General features: G+C 47.6%; 14 protein-coding genes, 3 tRNA genes and 3 pseudogenes. 8 read left to right on the top strand and 12 right to left on the bottom strand.

Annotation, left to right across the window (positions count from 1 at the left end; genetic code table 11):
- Nucleotides 1-97 precede the first annotated feature (97 nt).
- The 7 genes and pseudogenes from cysT to rnr all read right to left on the bottom strand — a co-directional run bounded on the left by cysT (nt 98) and on the right by rnr (nt 7,530).
- Nucleotides 98-934 (bottom strand): sulfate ABC transporter permease subunit CysT, encoded by an 837-nt coding sequence (cysT, locus tag CGZ65_RS06305; protein ID WP_096295254.1) that lies wholly within the window; start codon nt 932-934, stop codon nt 98-100.
- A 180-nt stretch (nt 935-1,114) separates the two neighbouring features.
- A pseudogene (gene trpD / locus CGZ65_RS06300) lies at nt 1,115-2,145 on the bottom strand (anthranilate phosphoribosyltransferase).
- A 27-nt stretch (nt 2,146-2,172) separates the two neighbouring features.
- Nucleotides 2,173-2,670: a hypothetical protein gene (locus tag CGZ65_RS06295; RefSeq protein WP_096295253.1), complete on the bottom strand. Its 498-nt coding sequence runs from the start codon at nt 2,668-2,670 to the stop codon at nt 2,173-2,175.
- Nucleotides 2,671-2,999: 329 nt separating this feature from the next.
- Nucleotides 3,000-3,590: an aminodeoxychorismate/anthranilate synthase component II gene (locus CGZ65_RS06290; RefSeq protein ID WP_096295252.1), complete on the bottom strand. Its 591-nt coding sequence runs from the start codon at nt 3,588-3,590 to the stop codon at nt 3,000-3,002.
- 41 nt (nt 3,591-3,631) lie between these two features.
- Entirely contained in the window at nt 3,632-3,967 is a 336-nt protein-coding gene (locus tag CGZ65_RS06285) for a hypothetical protein (protein WP_232507563.1), read from the bottom strand.
- Between the two features lie 126 nt (nt 3,968-4,093).
- The gene (locus CGZ65_RS06280; RefSeq protein WP_096295250.1) at nt 4,094-4,855 is read right to left on the bottom strand and encodes an endonuclease/exonuclease/phosphatase family protein; all 762 of its coding nucleotides are present in this window, start codon (nt 4,853-4,855) and stop codon (nt 4,094-4,096) included.
- A gap of 198 nt (nt 4,856-5,053) precedes the next feature.
- A pseudogene (gene rnr, locus CGZ65_RS06275) lies at nt 5,054-7,530 on the bottom strand (ribonuclease R).
- A gap of 105 nt (nt 7,531-7,635) precedes the next feature.
- Here rnr and CGZ65_RS06270 point away from each other — a divergent pair.
- The 4 genes from CGZ65_RS06270 to dnrN all read left to right on the top strand — a co-directional run bounded on the left by CGZ65_RS06270 (nt 7,636) and on the right by dnrN (nt 8,849).
- A tRNA-Leu gene (locus CGZ65_RS06270) sits at nt 7,636-7,722 on the top strand.
- A 31-nt stretch (nt 7,723-7,753) separates the two neighbouring features.
- Nucleotides 7,754-7,840: transfer RNA gene (locus CGZ65_RS06265), tRNA-Leu, on the top strand.
- Nucleotides 7,841-7,908: 68 nt separating this feature from the next.
- Nucleotides 7,909-7,999: transfer RNA gene (locus CGZ65_RS06260), tRNA-Ser, on the top strand.
- 376 nt (nt 8,000-8,375) lie between these two features.
- Nucleotides 8,376-8,849 (top strand): iron-sulfur cluster repair protein DnrN, encoded by a 474-nt coding sequence (gene dnrN / locus CGZ65_RS06250; RefSeq protein WP_096295249.1) that lies wholly within the window; start codon nt 8,376-8,378, stop codon nt 8,847-8,849.
- Between the two features lie 68 nt (nt 8,850-8,917).
- On the opposite strand, the gene CGZ65_RS06245 is transcribed toward dnrN, so the two are convergent.
- Nucleotides 8,918-9,886, bottom strand: coding sequence for a tRNA dihydrouridine synthase (locus CGZ65_RS06245; RefSeq protein ID WP_096295248.1), 969 nt, complete (start codon nt 9,884-9,886; stop codon nt 8,918-8,920).
- A gap of 95 nt (nt 9,887-9,981) precedes the next feature.
- Here CGZ65_RS06245 and CGZ65_RS13265 point away from each other — a divergent pair.
- The 3 genes and pseudogenes from CGZ65_RS13265 to trmB all read left to right on the top strand — a co-directional run bounded on the left by CGZ65_RS13265 (nt 9,982) and on the right by trmB (nt 13,944).
- Nucleotides 9,982-11,548, top strand: a pseudogene (locus tag CGZ65_RS13265) (glycosyltransferase family 2 protein).
- A gap of 151 nt (nt 11,549-11,699) precedes the next feature.
- Entirely contained in the window at nt 11,700-13,106 is a 1,407-nt protein-coding gene (locus CGZ65_RS06230; protein ID WP_096295246.1) for a tetratricopeptide repeat protein, read from the top strand.
- A 121-nt stretch (nt 13,107-13,227) separates the two neighbouring features.
- Nucleotides 13,228-13,944: a tRNA (guanosine(46)-N7)-methyltransferase TrmB gene (gene trmB, locus CGZ65_RS06225; RefSeq protein ID WP_096296113.1), complete on the top strand. Its 717-nt coding sequence runs from the start codon at nt 13,228-13,230 to the stop codon at nt 13,942-13,944.
- 71 nt (nt 13,945-14,015) lie between these two features.
- Here trmB and CGZ65_RS06220 read toward each other — a convergent pair whose 3' ends face one another.
- A complete protein-coding gene (locus CGZ65_RS06220) occupies nt 14,016-14,261 on the bottom strand; it encodes a hypothetical protein (RefSeq protein WP_157742731.1) in 246 nt (81 codons plus the stop codon).
- A gap of 38 nt (nt 14,262-14,299) precedes the next feature.
- On the bottom strand, nt 14,300-14,665 hold the full coding sequence (locus CGZ65_RS06215) for a hypothetical protein (protein ID WP_096295244.1): 366 nt from the start codon (nt 14,663-14,665) through the stop codon (nt 14,300-14,302).
- Between the two features lie 132 nt (nt 14,666-14,797).
- Here CGZ65_RS06215 and CGZ65_RS06210 point away from each other — a divergent pair, with 132 nt between their 5' ends.
- The gene (locus CGZ65_RS06210; RefSeq protein ID WP_096295243.1) at nt 14,798-15,145 is read left to right on the top strand and encodes an arsenate reductase; all 348 of its coding nucleotides are present in this window, start codon (nt 14,798-14,800) and stop codon (nt 15,143-15,145) included.
- A 249-nt stretch (nt 15,146-15,394) separates the two neighbouring features.
- Here the strand turns inward: CGZ65_RS06210 and CGZ65_RS06205 are convergent, their stop codons facing one another.
- Together CGZ65_RS06205 and CGZ65_RS06200 are read right to left on the bottom strand one after the other, a co-directional pair.
- Nucleotides 15,395-15,937, bottom strand: a complete 543-nt coding sequence (locus CGZ65_RS06205) for a hypothetical protein (RefSeq protein WP_096295242.1) — start codon at nt 15,935-15,937, stop codon at nt 15,395-15,397.
- A gap of 179 nt (nt 15,938-16,116) precedes the next feature.
- Entirely contained in the window at nt 16,117-18,033 is a 1,917-nt protein-coding gene (locus CGZ65_RS06200) for an ATP-binding cassette domain-containing protein (protein ID WP_096295241.1), read from the bottom strand.
- Nucleotides 18,034-18,069: the final 36 nt, after the last annotated feature.

Genomic DNA, 18,069 nt, shown 5'->3' with positions numbered 1-18,069 from the left:
CGTGCCTTTCGGCATTCTTGACAACACTCAAAAATCCCAAAATGGGTCTTCAAGCAAAAAAGAAAAAGTGTAAACAACGCTAGGATTTTCTACACCATCAGGCTTTGGCACCCGCCCGTTTGCTCAATGCCCATTGAGTCACGTTTAAAGCAAACAAGATCGCAAACGAAATCATCAGCATAAACAGCGCCACCGCTGATGCCCCCTGCACATCAAACTGCTCCAATTTTCCGGTAATAATCAGCGGCAAAATCTCGGAAACCATCGGAATATTACCTGCAATAAAAATCACCGAACCGTATTCGCCGGTCGCGCGGGCAAACATCATGCCTGCGCCGGTAATCAAAGCCGGCATGATTTCCGGCAGCAATACGCGGCGGAAAGTGGTGAACCGGTTTGCGCCTAAAGTAGCCGCGGCTTCTTCGTATTCGCCCGATAATTCTTCCAGTACCGGCTGCACCGCACGCACAATAAACGGCAGGCTTACCACCACTAACGCAATCCAAATGCCGATGGGCGTAAAAGCAATTTTGATGCCCAAAGGCGCGAACCATTGTCCGATCCAGCCATTCGGCGCGTATAAAGTGGCCAAGGCAATACCGGTGACGGCAGTAGGCAGGGCGAAAGGTAAGTCCACCAGTGCATTAGCCAGATTTTTTCCCGGAAACTCATAGCGCACCAACACCCACGCGACTAAAGTGCCGAACACAATATTAGTCAGCATGGCATAAAACGACATTTTCAGGCTCAACCATACCGCTGCCAGAACGTTGGGTTCGGCAATTGTTTGCCAAAAAGCCGTCCAACCAATTTCGCCGGCTTTGGCGGCCATCATGACAAACGGCAACACGACCAAAAGCGACAAACACAACACGGTCAACCCTAAGCTGATTTTAAAGCCCGGTAAGACGCTGGGGGTTTTCAGTAATAACATGGCTTGATAACAGAGTAGTGATTATGGGCGAACTTTATAGAAGCTGTCGGAAAAAGGGAAAGAATGGTTTGTTTATTGCAAAGATGATTTTGTTATATATGTTTATAAAGGGGTGATTTCTTTAAACACAAAAAGGCCGTCTGAAGCCGATGTTTCAGACGGCCTCTGAATGAAAAATGTTTATGCATCAAACTGTCGGCTAAATTCGATAAATTCTGCTTTCTTGGCCTTGGCTTTACCCGAATCAATCGCTTCTTGTGCGGCGGTGACACCGGCAGCCAAAGAGTCCACCACATTGCCCGCATACAGGGCGGCGGCGGCATTGAGCACTACGATATCACGTGCGGCACCGTGTTCGCCGTTTAAAACGGCATCCATTTTCTGCAGTGATTCTTCGCTGTTTTCCACGCGGATATCGTCAAGGTTGCGGCGCAGTTCTATACCGAAATCTTGTGGGTTGATGTCGTATTCGCGGATGGTACCGTCTTTTAATTCCGCGATGCGGGTGTTGCCGGTGAGGGTGATTTCGTCCAAACCGCCTTCACCGCACACCACCAACACATGTTTCGACCCCAATTGCTGCAACACGCGCGAGAGAATGCCGCATAAATCAATGTGGAATACGCCTAACAGCTGGTTGGGCGCCCCGCCGGGTTGGTTAACGGCCCCAGAATGTTAAAAATGCTGCGGAAACCCAGTGAGCGGCGCACCGGCGCAACATGGCGCATGGCGCTGTGATGGTTTTGCGCAAACATAAAACCTAAGCCGGTTTGCTCTATGCTTTGGGCGACTTGCTCGGGCGTAACATTCAATACCGCGCCCATTTGCTCCATCACATCGGCCGCGCCGCAGGAAGACGATACCGATCGGCCGCCGTGCTTCGCGACTTTGGCACCGGCTGCGGCAGCAACAAACATGGCCGTAGTGGAAATATTGAAGGTTTTCGCACCGTCGCCGCCAGTGCCGACAATATCAACCAGATTATCGGCATGGCTAACCGCTACTTTGGTGGAAAATTCACGCATCACTGCTGCGGCAGCTGTAATTTCAGAAACGGTTTCTACTTTGATGCGTAAGCCCGTCATAATGGCGGCGATTTGCTCCGGCTGCACTTGGCCGCTCATGATCTGTCTCATCAAATCGGTCATTTCATCGTAAAAAAGCTCGTTGTTGCTGATTAGGCGTTCAATTGCCTGTTGCGGCGTAATCATGTGTTTTCCTTCGGTAATAAACAAATGCTATGCACTTTCTTTGAGGCCGGGTTCGGGTTTGGGCGGTGCGCCTGCCAGCCAAGCGCACAGCATGACGGCACTTATACAAAACCATAACCAAATATAAGCCAATGCAGACGCAAAATCGGAGGGCGGCAGCCAGATAGTATGCGCTTCCATGTAGTGGGTAATCATTTTAAACAGCCATGCGCCAATCACAATGGCCAAGAAAACGGCCGTAGCGAAAAAGCCGATAATATACCCGCCGCGTTTGTTGCGGTAAACCCGTTTGGCCACGCAAATCGCGACGGTAAGCAAAACCAAGGGCAGGCAGGTCAGTGTGGCATACAGCAGAATTTCAAAAAGATGGGCGGATATACCGGTTGGCGGATGATGATAGCCGTCTTGCCGCTCGGCCCACCTGAGAATCTGCCAATTGGCTTCGATAACGAGCAATGATACGCCGAAACCGCAGATGAGTGAATAGAAAAGCACTTGGCGGCTGGGATAAGATGGGGTAGGCATGACGCAGCAATATCCTTATTGTATTGTTTTGCCATAAATTATGGATTTGCCGGTAGCGCAAAGAGGAATCTTTGCAGGACTTGTTTGGCCGGAAAATAAACAGCGCGGCCGCCAAGGCAAATTTGAAATCTACGGTGGTTTGTGGAATAGATATTGAGCAGGCGTATTGTCGAATGTGTTGTGCCGAAAGGGTTTTCGACATGTAAAGAGAGTATATTATGAAACCGCCTGAACATATTTGGGGGATAAACAGATTCAGACGGCATTTATTGTATGAACATACAGACCGCTGTCATGGCGGTTAGTTCATTGGAATTCAATTTTTTGTTTCAATCAGCTTGATCGCAGAAATCTTTGAATTCTTCCAAAAAATTGTGCAGCATTTCATGGCCATACTCGGTCAACAAAGCTTCGGGATGGAATTGTACGCCTTCGATAGCATATTGTTTGTGGCGTACGCCCATGATTTCTTGGTCATCCGTCCATGCAGTAACTTCAAGGCAGTCGGGCAGGGTATGGCGGTCGATGACTAGGCTGTGATAGCGTGTGCAGGTTACAGGATTTGGCAAATCTTTAAACATACCTTTATTGGTATGGTGAACCGGCGAGACCTTACCATGCATTAAGGTTTGCGCACGCACCACATTGCCGCCGAATGCTTCGCCTATGGTTTGATGACCGAGACATACACCCATAATCGGCAGCTTACCGGCAAAATGCCGCATGGCCGCCACGGAAATGCCCGCTTTTTTCGGAGAACAAGGACCGGGGCCGATAATCAAGTATTGCGGATTGAGTGCGGCGATTTCTTCTAAAGTAATGTCGTCATTACGGCGCACGACGACTGCTTGGCCTAGTTCGGCAAAATATTGCACGATGTTATAGGTGAAGCTATCGTAGTTGTCAATAAAGAGTAGCATTATTAACCTTTTGTATTTACTCGTTTTATATTTCAGACAGCCTAATTTTTTACCATTGCCAAATTATCGGGGTCATTAATAAACAACCACATTTTTTCATCGGTGGTAAACACGCCGTTGCGGATGAGATAGTGCAAATCATGCTTCACTTGGGCATCGGCTTTACGTATCACTACGCGCATATTGTTGCGGAAAGCGGCCATTTCAAGAATTTTAGCGGCAAACTTCGGCTGGTGTAAACGGGCATGGGCGAGCGGGTTGCGGTGGATGTATTCATTTAACTTCCGGGCGCTACTTTTGAAATCAGTGTGCAGCGGATCGATGAATACGATATGAAACGGCATCCGGCTGAGGTAATCGTGTTCGATATCCATCATCTTCGCCTTTTCTATTAAATCTTGAATGATGCTTATCTTATCAGCAATTCAGGCCGTCTGAAAGAATTTTTGCCTAGGGTAAATAGCTGCCCATCTTTCAGACGGCCTGTTGAAAACTGCTTTAGTTTAAGGTAATTTCGGTTTTACTTTGACGCTCAAAGGCAGATGGTCGGAAAGCATTTGCCAGTTGCGGCTGTTGTGAATTTTAGTATCCATGATGTCCAAATTACGCGTGTAAACCCGATCAAGGCTCAACAGCGGCATACGCGAAGGGAAAGTTTTCGGGCGTTTGCCGTTACTGTCGAGAAACACTTCATCTAAGTTGAGCGCCTTACCAAAAGAAATGGCTGATTTGTAGCGCCAATCGTTGAAGTCGCCGGCAATAATCAATGGGCTTTGGGTATCGATGTGTTGGCTGACGTATTCAAAAATCGTCTGATATTGCTTGGCGCGGTCAGGTTCACGCAAATTCAGGTGGGCGCACAAACACACTAAAGGAACATCCCAGCCTTCCGGCAATACTTCGCAATGCAACATGCCGCGCTGCTCGTGTTTATTGACTGTAATATTCAGATTATTGCGGGTTTCAAGCGGTAGATGGCTGAGGATGGCATTACCGTGGTGGCGTTGCGGATAGATGGCATTTTTGCCATAGCTGCGGTTGAAGGAGAGATGGTTACCCAGCACATCATAATGCGGTTCGCTCGGGTATTCGAGAATTTTGCTGCTGCGGTTGGCGTGCATACCTTGCACTTCTTGAAGAAACAATACATCTGAATTGAGCGATTGTAAGGCATCTCCCATGATGTCGAGCTGGTATTTTCGGTTGAGTGCCGACATACCTTTGTGCATATTGTAGGACGTAATGGTAACGGGACGTGGTGACATGATATGACCTCACAGTGTGTTTTGTTATGTGTCGGCGTGGTTGGATTTTTATTGAAGCCGACTATTTATTCCTATTACAGTATAACACCATTGAAGCAATGGTTTTTTGCGCTATGTAAAAAACTTCAGTTTTAGCAAGCAGTAATAAGACAAAGGCCGTCTGAAAATAAACTTTCAGACGGCCTTTGGCTCTCTAATTTAAGATTTAGCTTTGCTGCGGCCTTTGCGTTTGCCGGAAGGCTCGCCGCTGTTTTTTACTTTGATTTTAACGCCTTTATTTTTAGATGATTTTTTGCTTTTTGCTGCCTTTGATTTGGCCGCTTGCTTGTGTTCATCCGTTTTATGGCGTGAAGTTTTTTGCTTGGCGGCAGCCATTTGCTCGTCAATTTCCTTTGCCGACAGTTTTTTACTGCGCGTTTTGACTTTTTCGGCTGCGGCTGATTGATTACTTTCGGTTTTGCCGGGCGCGCGGCGTGAATTTAGGTGGCGGCTTTTTGTGCCGTTTTCATTACCGTCTGCCAATACCAAATCAATCTTGCTGGTGTCCAAATCCGCACGGGCAACTTTAACCATCAATTCATCACCCATATTGAAGCGTACGCCGCTGCGTTCGCCTTCAATCGCCATGATTTCAGGTCGGAAGTTGAAATAATCTTCGCCCAAGTCGCTGATGTGTACCAAACCGTCGATGTGGATGTCGTCCAAGGTAACAAAAATGCCAAAGCTGGTCATGCCGGAAATTTTGCCCTTGAACACTTCCCCCACTTTATCGCGCATATAATAAGTTTTCAGCCAGTTTTCAACATCTTTGCTGGCATCATCGGCACGACGCTCGCAGAATGAAGTATGCACCCCCCAAGCCTGCCATGTTTTTAGCGGCGTGTATTTTTCGCCTTGCAACACGGCTTTAATGGCGCGATGCACGGTCAAATCCGGATAGCGGCGGATAGGCGAAGTGAAGTGGGCGTATGATTCGTAAGCCAAACCAAAGTGGCCATCGTTATGCGGTTCATATACTGCCTGCTGCATTGAGCGCAACATCATCACTTGCAGCAACTCTTCATCCGGTCGGCCTTTGAATTGCTGCGCCAAGACAGCATAATCTTTCGGGTCGGTTTATCGCCGCCACCCAAGATCAAACCCAGCAAGCCCAATTGTTCGCGCAAAGTGGCTAATTTTTCAGGTGTGGGGCCTAAGTGGTTGCGGAATAGGGCCGTATGTTTGTTTTTCAACAGAAAATTCGCCGCACATACATTCGCTGCCAGCATACATTCTTCAATCAGTTTATGCGCATCGTTGCGGAGCACCGGCACAATTTTTTCGATTTTGCCGTTGTCGTCGAAAATCATCTGAGTTTCCACGCTGTCAAATTCGACGGCACCACGATCTTGGCGTTTTTTCTGTAATACTTGGAAGAGTTTATATAAGGTATCGATTTGCGGCTTCAGCGGATCGTCGGAACCTTCTTCAATCCATTGCCACACTTGATTATAAGTTAACCGCGCATGCGAGCGCATAACCGCCGGATAAAATTGATATTCCTTGACATTGCCCGCGTAAGTGATGGACATATCGCAAACCATACACAAACGCTCGACATCTGGATTGAGTGAGCAAATGCCGTTGGAAAGGTTTTCCGGCAGCATTGGAATTACACGGCGTGGGAAATAGACGCTGGTGCTGCGTTCGACTGCATCATTGTCGATCGCATCGCCCGGACGCACATAATGGCTGACATCGGCAATTGCTACCACCAAGCGGAAATTGCGACCCATGCGCTCGGCATAAACCGCATCATCAAAATCACGTGCGGTTTCGCCATCGATGGTCACCAAAGGCAAATCGCGCAAATCTTTGCGTCCCTTCAAATCGCTTTTACGCACATGATCGGGGATTCTGGCGGCAGCTTTTTGACAAGCTTCACTGAATTGGTGCGGCAAATGATGCTTGCGCACAGCAATTTCGATCTCCATGCCGCTGTCGGCATATTCGCCCAATACTTCAATGATTTTGGCCACAGCAGGGCGGTGTAATTCAGGGTAGCTCTCGATTTCAGCCACAATTACTTGGCCTGATTCAGGCTTAAATCGCGCCACACTCTCAGGCTCCAGCACAATACTTTGTGTCAAGCGTTTATCTTCCGCTTCCAAAATAGCGATACCACGATCAATATAGAAGCGGCCGACCACTTGAACTTGCGCACGTTCGACAATATCCAGCACCATGCCTTCGCGGCGGCCGCGGCGATCGATGCCGGCAGGGCGCACGGTGACAATGTCGCCATGCATTACGCCACGCATTTGGCGTTCGTATAAAACAAAATCGCCTTCGCCGGTTTTTTCCAAAGGCACGGCAAAACCGAATCCGTCTTTGTGTGCTTCAACACGGCATTTCACCAAAGCCAGTTTGTCCGCCGCACACAGCGCACCGCGACGGTTAATCAACACCTGACCATCACGCGCCATAGCTTTCAGGCGGAGTTCGAAAAATTCGTATTCTTCGTCTTTAATGGAAAGCTCGCGCGCCAAAACCTCTATTTTGGTCGGCACGCCTTTTTGCTCTAATAATTCAATCACCCACTCTCGGCTGGGCAACGGTTCAGCATAACGTTGCTTTTCTCGCTCTAAGTAAGGATCTTTTTCTCGTAGATTTAATGATTTAATTTTTTTATTCATTTTTACAGTTGACATTCTTCGTTGTAAATATATAATAGCCACTTCGTTTTCGTTTTCAGCGGCACCTTCTTCGGTACTGTAACGTAAAACGGTAAATAAAGCAAAGCCCAGGTGGCGGAATTGGTAGACGCGCTAGCTTCAGGTGCTAGTGTCCTCACGGGCGTGGAAGTTCGAGTCTTCTCCTGGGCACCAAGATTGGTCTCTTTGCTCTGAAAAATTGAATGCCCAGGTGGCGGAATTGGTAGACGCGCTAGCTTCAGGTGCTAGTATCCTCACGGGTGTGGAAGTTCGAGTCTTCTCCTGGGCACCAAAACTTCCGGTTTGAAACCGGATTTTTATTATTTGCTTAAAGCCTACAGGCAAATAGTCTTTTATTACAGAGGGGTGGATGAGTGGTTTAAGTCGCACGCCTGGAAAGTGTGTATACGTTAATAGCGTATCGAGGGTTCGAATCCCTTCCCCTCTGCCATATATATGAATCCCAAGTCAATATTGACTTGGGATTTTTTATTGTCTAACTGTAGTATTCTCAAATAATGGGATCTTTGCAAAACCCTAGGTGTGAGTGCAGTTCAAATTGCCGCAGCACAGAAAGCGAAGATATATCATGAAGATAGGCAAGCTTTCGAGCAGCACACAACGAAGAAATGTGCCAAAGATAGGAATTTTGCAAAGATCTCATAATATTTGAAAATCACTCCTATTCTTAATGACTTATTTCATTTATTCATGCTATACAAAGCAGCCAAACCGGTGTATCCTTGCATTCATTAAATACATTCATAAAATATGTATCTTTAAAAAAGGCCGTCTGAAAGCCTTTAACCAACACAAGGAACCTGACCATGACTGATTTTACCGTTTGGGAAACTGCGCCTTTTCATGCAACCATCGACCATATTTTGCAGCGTTATCATAATGTGCATCGCGCGCAGTTTGATGAATTGGTACCATTGGCGCAAAAAGTGGCAACGGTGCATGCCGATATTTTTCCGGCTGAAATTGCTGAATTATTGGCCTATATGCAAAACGAGCTGCTCAGCCACATGATGAAGGAAGAGCGCATGCTGTTTCCGATGGTGAATCAGGGGGTCGGGCGCGGAGCGGCGATGCCGATTAGCGTAATGATGCACGAACATGAAGAACACGACAAAGCCATCCAACGCCTGCGCGAATTAACCAACAATTTTGAAATTCCGGAACATGCCTGCGGCAGCTGGACGCGCTTGTACCGTTTGGCGGAAGAAATGGTCAGTGATTTGACCGACCATATCCATTTGGAAAACGAAGTGTTTTTCCCGCGCGTATTGGCTTCTTAATCTAATTTTTCTTAATCTAATTTTATTGCGCTAGAAATGCCGTCTGAAAATCTTCAGACGGCATTTTTTCAGACGGCCTGTTGTTCTGTTTCAAATGCCAACAATACTTGTTTCACTTCATCCGCTTCTTTCAAGGTTCGCACGCGCTCAAACAAATCCTGCGCTTGCGGAAATTCTTTTTTCATCATGCCGAGCCATTGTTTCAAACGCGCCACGGGATATTTATTGTTGGCTTCTTTGGCCACGCACAAATCAAAAAAGAGATTAATCCAACCGGCAATTTCAGCAAAATTGGTGGGATACACTGTTTCGCCACCCTCGTACTGTTTGATTTGCCGCGCCAAATCGGGCCGAATCACCGCACCGCGCCCCAGCATCACGCTGTTGCAGCCGCTGACATCTTTAATTGCCAAATAATCTGCCAGCGTGAACACATCACCGTTGGCGGTCACCGGAACGGACACTGCATCGCGGATTTTACGTACCCAATCCCAATGCGCGGGAGGTTCATACCCCTCGACTTTGGTCCGGGCGTGAACGGTCAAACCGCATGCGCCGCCTTCGGCAATGGCAGCCGCGCATTCCAAGGCCAAATCGGTGTTTTCAAAGCCCAAACGCATTTTTCCGGTCAGCGGAATATGTTCGGGTAGGCGGCTGCGCAAGGTTTTGACAATATGGTGAATCAATTCCGGCTCTTTCAGCAAAGCCGCGCCGCCTTTGTGTTTGTTGACTGTCGGTGCAGGACAGCCGAAATTTAAATCTATTTTATCGGCACCGAAGCGTACTGCCTCCAAAGCATTGACGGCCATATTGTCGGCATCGCTGCCCAAAAGCTGCACTGTACAGGGCGTACCGGCAAAGGTTTTGTTGCCGCTGGCGATTTCGGGCACATATTTCAACCATGTAGCGCGGGAATGCACGGTGTGGGTAATGCGCACAAATTCACTGATGCACTCGTCATAACCGCCGATACGCGTTAATAAATCACGCATCACGTCGTCGCATAATCCTTGCATGGGGGCGAGCAGCAATCGCATAGTCAATAGGCCGTCTGAAAAATGAAATGCGTATTGTAGCGGTATATCGGGTAAAATACAGCCGTTTAAGATATTTTTCAGACGGCCTGACTATGATAAACACAAGAATTCCGGCAACTGCCGCGATGTTGGTCAAAAATTCCGAACGCTATTTGGTGGAAGTGTTGACCGCGCTGGGCGATTTCGATGAAGTTTTGCTGCTCGACAACGGTTCGACCGACCGCACATTCGAGATTGCCGCGCAATTTAAAAACGTCAGCTATTTCAAGCATGATTTTATCGGTTTCGGCCCGATGAAAACATGGCCGCACGTTTGGCGCAAAACGATTGGATTTTCAGCATCGACAGCGACGAAGTGCCTGATACGGAGTTAATCGGCAGCATACGCGCTGCCGTGGCGGAAAATAATCCGCAAAATATTTATACCTTGTCCCGCCTGAATCATTACAACGGCCGTTTGATTAAAGGCTGCGGCTGGTATCCGGATATTCTGCCACGCCTTTATCACCGCCGTTTTACCCGCTTTTCTGACCGCCAAGTCCACGAATCGCTGGTGCTGCCCAAAGATGCGCAAAACCATTCTTTGTCAGGCCGTCTGAAACATTATTCTTTTGAAAACGCGGAAGGCTTGATTCAGAAAATGCAGCAATATTCTTCGTTGTATGCCGATGAAAACCGCTTTAAAAAGCAGACTTCTCCTGCTCAAGCTTTATTGCACGGCGGCGTGTCGTTTATCAAAAATTATTTCCTGAAACGCGGTTTTGCCTACGGTTCAGACGGCCTCACGATTTCGGTGGCCAATGCGCAAGGTTCTTACTATAAATATGTGAAGCTGCATGAGCGCAACCAGAACCTGAAAGTATCGCTGATTATTACTACGTATAACCGGCCGGATGCGCTCGCTTTTGTGTTGCAATCGGCTTTATCGCAAACGCGCTTGCCCGATGAAATTATTGTGGCCGATGACGGTTCGACCCGCGAAACGGCAGATGTGATTCAATACGTTAATCGGCAGAGCCCGGTGCCGGTGAAGCATTCTTGGCGGCCTGACGATGGTTTTCGTGCTGCCGAATCACGCAATCGTGCGTTGGCGGTGGCCAAAGGTGATTATATTGTATTGATTGACGGGATATGCTTCTGGATGCTTCGTTTATTGCCGATCATTTAAAACTGGCACTTAAAGGCCGTTTGGTGCAAGGTTCGCGCGTGATTTTGACTGAAAAACGAACTCGGGAAATTCTGGCCTCTGATCAATTGCCGAATCTTTCTGTGTTTGATTCAGGTATTGAAAAGCGTCTTTCCGCTTTAAGATGCCGTTGTTTGTCTGCTTTGGTCGGCAAAAACGGCAGCCAAAACCACCGCGGCATCAAAACCTGCAACATGAGCTTTTTCCGCGAAGATGCCTTGGCCGTAAACGGCTTTAACAATTGGTTTGTCGGTTGGGGACGAGAAGACAGTGAGTTTGTGGCCCGCTGCTACCACAACGGTATGAAACGACATAATCTCAAATTTGCCGGCATTGCTTATCATTTGTGGCATCATGAGGCAGAGCGCGATGCGTTGCCGCAAAACGATGTGCTCTTAAAGCATACTTTAGAAACGCAGCAAATTCGTTGTGAAAGCGGGGTAAATATGTTCTTGAAGAAAAATACCATAAGCTAAATGCCGGGCCGTCTAAAATCGTTTTCAGACGGCCTCTTTATATAGAGCAGATGACGTTTAAGTTAAAAATCCAACAGCTTGTCATCATCATTCGGTTCATCTTTTTAGTACGGTTAGAATGTCAAAACAATATAAATAAATAAAACGCCATATGACACAGACAGCCGAAAATCTTTATCACCAAGCCAATCAATTTTTGCTGCAATCCCCGCCTGATTATGCGCAAGCTGTACCTTTGTTGCAGCAGGCTGCGAAGATCGGACACAGCGAAGCCGCTTTTCAGCTGGCTGCGTGTTTGATTAACGGCAATGGCATTGCAGCGGATTTTGCCGCCGGTATTGAATTCTTGAAGCAAGCAGCCAGAGCAGGGCATGTTTATGCCCGTTATAATCTGTTGCAATTGCAAGAATCGGAAAACGGCGATGTTCAACCCCTTTTGCCGCACTACACAGAATTGGCCGAAGAGGGTTTGGTGCATGCGCAATTGCGTTTGATGCGTGCATTTAACGATAGGCGACAAACCCAACAGGCATTGCTTTGGGCGAATAAGGCAGCCGAGCAAAACCACCCGCAAGCGCAGTATTTTTTGGCGCAATATCATCAATATGCTGCCGAACCCGATTTATACAAAGCACATCATCTTTACCGTTTGGCTGCCGAACAGGGTTTTGTCGCAGCGCATTGGCAGCTTGGATTGCAATATAAACTGGCGCAAGGTGTAGCAAAAGACCTGAAGCAAGCAATGGCGCATTTGCAGGTTGCCGCTCAACACGGTATCGCGCCTGCACAAACCGCACTGGCTGAGATTTTATTGTCACAAAACAGTGATGAAGCGCTGACTTGGTTTCAGACGGCCGCACAAAACGGCGAAAATGATGCTCATGCTGCTTTAGCGGAAATTTATCTATTAGGCCGGTATGTTGAGCGAAATCCGCAAAATGCATATCATCATGCGAAACAGGCTGCTGAAAACAACCATCCGCAAGCCTTGCGTTTATTGGGCGATATTTACCGTTATGGCTTGGGCGTGGCGGCGTATCCGCAAAAGGCTCGTGAATATTACCGTCGGGCGGCAGATTTGGGCGATATGAAAGCGCATCAAAAATTATTGTCCGACAGCGCATTGAACGACCATCAGCATTATGAAGAGGCCAAACAGGCCGCTTTACAACGCCAACAAGCAGAAAGCCTTTATCAAAAAGCCTTTGCCGCCCATTATGGTTTGCAGCGGCGTCAAAGCTGTGCCGAAGCCTTACCGCTTTATCTCCAAGCAGCAGAGTTGGGGCACATTAAAGCCAAGACCAATTTGGGAATGATGTATTACAGCGGCCAGGGGGTGGAGACCGATTTCAGCCAAGCCGCGCAATGGTTTGAATCTGCCGCCGAGCAGCAAGATACTATGGCGCAATACAATCTGGCCTGCCTGTATTTTCACGGCATTGGCGTTCAGAAAAATGCGGCCAAAGCCTGTGAGTGGCTTTGCAAAGCGATTGAACATGGCCATGAGCAAACCGATATGTTGAAAGCTTTGCTGGCGCAATGGCAACAGGCGGTCTGAAAGTATAAACATCAAGAAAAGGCCGTCTGAAAGAAGCATAATCAGGTATAATTGTGCGCTATATATTCCAAGCTGTTTGTTTCAGGCTGCCTTTCATTTCGATTATAAAAATTTAACCAGTATGACAGATTCCACTCAAAACCACGAAGAAAACCAATTACCTGCAGAGCATTTGCGTTCTATCCGCAGCTTTGTATTGCGCCAAGGACATATGACTGCCGCGCAACAGCGGGCCATCGACACCATGTGGCCGCAATTCGGTATCGACTATCAAGATGCCGTCATCGATTTAAACCAACAGTTTGGCCGCGGCAATTCGAAAGTTTTGGAAATCGGATTCGGCATGGGTACGGCTACGGTAGAGATCGCCAAGCGTTTGCCGGAAACTGATTTTCTGGCGATTGACGTACACGGCCCCGGTGTCGGCAATATTTTGAAACTGATTGAAGAAGAGCAAGTCGGCAACATCCGCGTGATGCGTCACGATGCCGTAGAAGTAGTGGAAAACATGCTCGCTGACGACGCATTATCGGGTATTCACATCTTTTTTCCGGATCCGTGGCACAAAAAGCGCCATCACAAACGCCGTTTGGTGCAAACGCATTTTGTCGGAAAACTATTACCGAAATTAGCCATAGGCGGTTACATCCACATGGCAACCGACTGGGAAGAATACGCGGTGCAGATGCTGGAAGTATTAAGCGCTTTCGACAGCCTGCAAAACACAGCTGAAGATTATGCCCCAACACCGGATTACCGTCCGGAAACCAAATTCGAAGCCCGCGGTAAGCGCTTAGGGCATGGCGTTTGGGATTTGGTGTTCAAGCGGATTAAATAGAACCCATGAAAAGGCCGTCTGAAAGAAATCTTTTCAGACGGCCTTTTCATAGCGGTAAAACACACAAAAAATCAACGCAATTCGCGTGAATCTTTCCAGCCGTCACTGGTTTTAACCAGTGTAGCCGTTTGTACGCGCACTTCGTCCAATGGCAATTTGGCATTGCCGCCGGCTTTCAATAAATTGCCAATCCATTTTTCCGGTACAAATTTCGCTTCGTAAGACACGCGCGAAACAGTCATACCGTTAGACGGGCCAGGCTCGGTGTACCAATTGATTTTACTGACCTCTTGGTGCCCAATGCAGAAATGCGGCATTCTTTCTTTGGCGCGGGTTTGTTTTCCGCCTTTTTCAGTCAGCTTATAAACCAATATTTTGATAGTCTCATCGCTGTTAGGGCAACCGGCATGGTTTCTTTAGATTTTTCGTAGAAATCTTCTTTTTCGAGAATATTCAATTGCTTCAACGCGGTTTTGTTGATGTTGTTGCCTTTGCGGTCTTTTTCTGCCAACTTGATTTCAGGCGCGCCGATCGGCACTTGCGTGAAGCTGTCGCCGGCGCTTGGATTTTGTACATTCAAAACCAAAGGCAAACAAATGCCTTGTTTTTTTGCATATTGATTGATGGTTTTTTCAAATAAAGAATTGCTCGGCTTATTGTCTGAACAGCCCGCCATAAGCACAGCGGCGGCAATTAAAGAAAGCGTGACGTTTTTTTTCATCGGGTCGCTCCGTAATGATGTCGTGTGTCGGAATATCGGCCAAAGCCATTGCTGGTTATTCTACCGTATTTTGTGGCAAACTGTACAAGCTCTCGGTAGAATGGAAGGGCAAAAATAAAAGAAAGGCTGAACATGATTAAATTATATGGTATTCCCAATTGCGACACAGTCAAAAAAGCCCGCATATGGCTGGCAGATAACGGCGTAGAAGCCGAGTTTGCCGATTTTAAAAAATCACCGCCTACACCTGAATTGATTACGGCATGGTTGTCGCAAATTCCTTTAGAAAATTTATTGAACAAACGCGGCACGACTTGGCGCAAATTAGATGCCCAAACACAGGCGCGAGCGACCGAACAGCAAGGAGCCGTTCGCATTATGGTTGAACATCCGAGCGTAATTAAGCGCCCGGTGTTGGAGAAAGACGGTCAGTTTTATGTTGGTTATTCTGCTGACCGTTATCAGCAGATTTTTGGCTGATACGGCCTTTGTTTATAAAACAGAATTTTGCAGATTTTTCTTCGTGGGGTGGTACGCGCAACACTTCACGATCATTTCATTGAATATCAAGAAATTTCCCATATAAGCAAACAACCAAATACCCAAAATATTAAACAGTATGCCAGGGATCAATGTGGCCATATAAGCTAATGGGTCAGCGACGCTGCTTGAAAAATAGCTTCTACATTCATTGTTCTATATTAAATCATTAGCCGGCTCAGCCCAACCTTACATACGCCCCAATTCGCGTTGCAGAGCTTGAATGTTTTGCTGGCGGTCGAGCACCGCACCTTCCAGATTTTTGATTTGCTGGCGGTCAATAGTGCCACCTTTCACTGCACGCGCTTGTGCCAACGATTTTTGCGCTTCTGACAATGCCCTGCGCTCGTTGCTCAATTCGATTTCCAAAATAGTGCGACGGCTGTTGCTGGCGGCAGGTTTCGGTGCAGGAGCGGCAACGGATGCCGTGGTCGGGCGAATCGGTGCCGCCGGTGCTTTTGCTTTGGCGTTCACTGTTTTACTTGGGCTACGCTTGGTGTTGTTAGCAGCTTTACGCTGCGACTCAGGCGCGGCCATCATTTCAGGCGCATCGTAACGTGCGCTGCTGTATCGGCCAATCGGCGGTAAATCAGGTGCATGACAGTCGCCGGACGGGCGTGATGTATAGACCACCGTGCCATTGATTTCGCAGGTATAGATTTTGCTGGCTTCTGCCGTAAAGCTTGAAAACGCGATGACGGCGGCAAATGTATTTAAAGCAAAGTATTTCATGTTCATTCTGAAACACCACACCTACCTTTCAGACGGCATGGTGATGATTTTAAAGTGAGTGGGACAATGTGCATTCGGCCGCTTATAAAATCACCCAAACGATTTCTTAAAAATTAGAATCAGAATCTTATGATTTTTTCAGACAGCTTTTTATTATTTTATTATTAAGATGAAACGATTCAAGCAAACTCGGCATCAATTTGAGTCAAGATCTCTTCCAACTCCTGCTGCCAAAGCAGCCAATTTTCTTCCAATTCGTTTAATTTTACTTTAGTTTCAGCCAATTGCGTGAGTGTTTCCTGTAACTTGGCTTTGTTTTCATCAAAATACGCGGCTTCTTGTCCCAAAAATGCTTCACAGGCCGTCTGAATTTCAATCAGCTTGGCTATTTCTTTTTCCGTTTTGTCGATTTCCTGCTGAACCGGCTTGCCACGCTTGGCTTTTTCCTGACGGATTTTCGCTTCAATGCGTTTGGTGTCTTTGCGGTTTTGCGATTGAACGGAGTCAGCAGGTGCGGTAGCGGCATTTTCTTGCGCCAAGCGCCATTGGCGGTAATCATTCAAATCGCCGTCAAACGGATTCAGACGGCCTTTATCGATTAATAAGAAACCGTCGGTCGTGGCTTCGAGCAAACTGCGGTCATGTGACACCACAATCAATGCACCTTGGAAACTTTGCAAGGCCAAGGTTAAAGCGTGGCGCATATCCAAATCCAAATGGTTGGTCGGTTCGTCAAGCAAAAGCAGATTCGGTTTTTGCCACACAATCATTGCCAAGGCCAAACGTGCTTTCTCTCCGCCGGAAAACGGCTCGATTTTCTGCAAAGCCATGTCGCCGACAAAGTTGAAACCGCCCAAAAAATTGCGGATTTCCTGCTCGCGCACTTCCGGTGAAAGCTGCTGGATATGCCAAATCGGGCTTTGGTCATCGCGTAACGTATCGAGCTGATGTTGCGCAAAATAGCCGATATTGAGTTTTTCCGAGCGCACAATCTGGCCGGAAAGCAAATCCAGTTCACCTGCTAACGCTTTAACAAAGGTCGACTTACCGCTACCGTTAACACCCAGCAACCCGTAACGCGCGCCGCTTTCCAGCGACAATCTCAAATCGTGCAAAACCACATGATCGCCGTAGCCCAAATCGGCTTTATCCAGTTTCAGCAAAGGATTGGGCAAATGCGCCGGACTCTCAAATTCAAACGAAAATTCGCTGTCCAAGTGAGCGGGTGCGATGCGCTCCAATTTTGCCAAGGCTTTCATACGGCTTTGCGCTTGGGTGGCTTTGGTGGCCTTAGCTTTAAAGCGGTCGATAAATGACTGCAAATGCTTGATTTGCGTTTGCTGCTTCACATAGGCGGCTTGCTGCTGCGACAAACGCTGCGCGCGCTCGTTTTGGTAGAAATCGTAATTGCCGCCGTATTGGGTTAATTTTTGGTTCGATAATTCAATTGTTTGCGTGGTGGTAGCATTGAGAAAATCACGGTCGTGCGAAATGATGATTTGCGTGCACGCCAAATTGGCCAAATGATTTTCCAGCCATAACACGGTTTCCAAATCCAAGTGGTTGGTCGGTTCATCAAGCAGCAGCAAATCAGCGCGCCGCATCAAGGCTTGCGCCAAATTCAGGCGCATACGCCAACCGCCGGAAAACGCTTTCACCGGCCTGGCGTGCTCTTCTTGCGAAAAGCCCAAGCCGCTCAATAATTTGGCCGCGCGTGCCGGCGCAGTGTAGGCATCGATTTCTTCTAATTTGGCATGATATTCTGCCTGCTTCATGCCGTCGTTTTGCGCTTCAGCTTGGCTTAAGGCCGTCTGAAACATTTGCAATTCGGTATCACCCTGCAACAGATAATTCAGTGCCGATGTCTCCAGAGCCGGCGTTTCCTGCGCTACAGCCGCCAGCTTCCATGTGCGCGGAATCAGAATATCGCCGCCATCCTGACTGATTTCGCCTTTAATCAACGCAAAAAGGCTGGATTTGCCTGTACCGTTTTTACCGATTAAGCCTACGCGCTGGTTGGGGTTGATGGTAACGCTGGCTTTATCCAGCAACACTTTCAAACCGCGTTGTAAGGTTAGGTTTTTTAATTCGATCATGGGGAGCTCTATATCAAGATGGCTAAGCGCAAAGGC

This window comes from Neisseria weixii (assembly GCF_002327085.1).
GTDB classification, from domain to species: domain Bacteria; phylum Pseudomonadota; class Gammaproteobacteria; order Burkholderiales; family Neisseriaceae; genus Neisseria; species Neisseria weixii.
The sequence above is the reverse complement of the archived record's forward strand: the minus strand, read 5'-3'. Positions and strand labels throughout refer to the sequence as shown.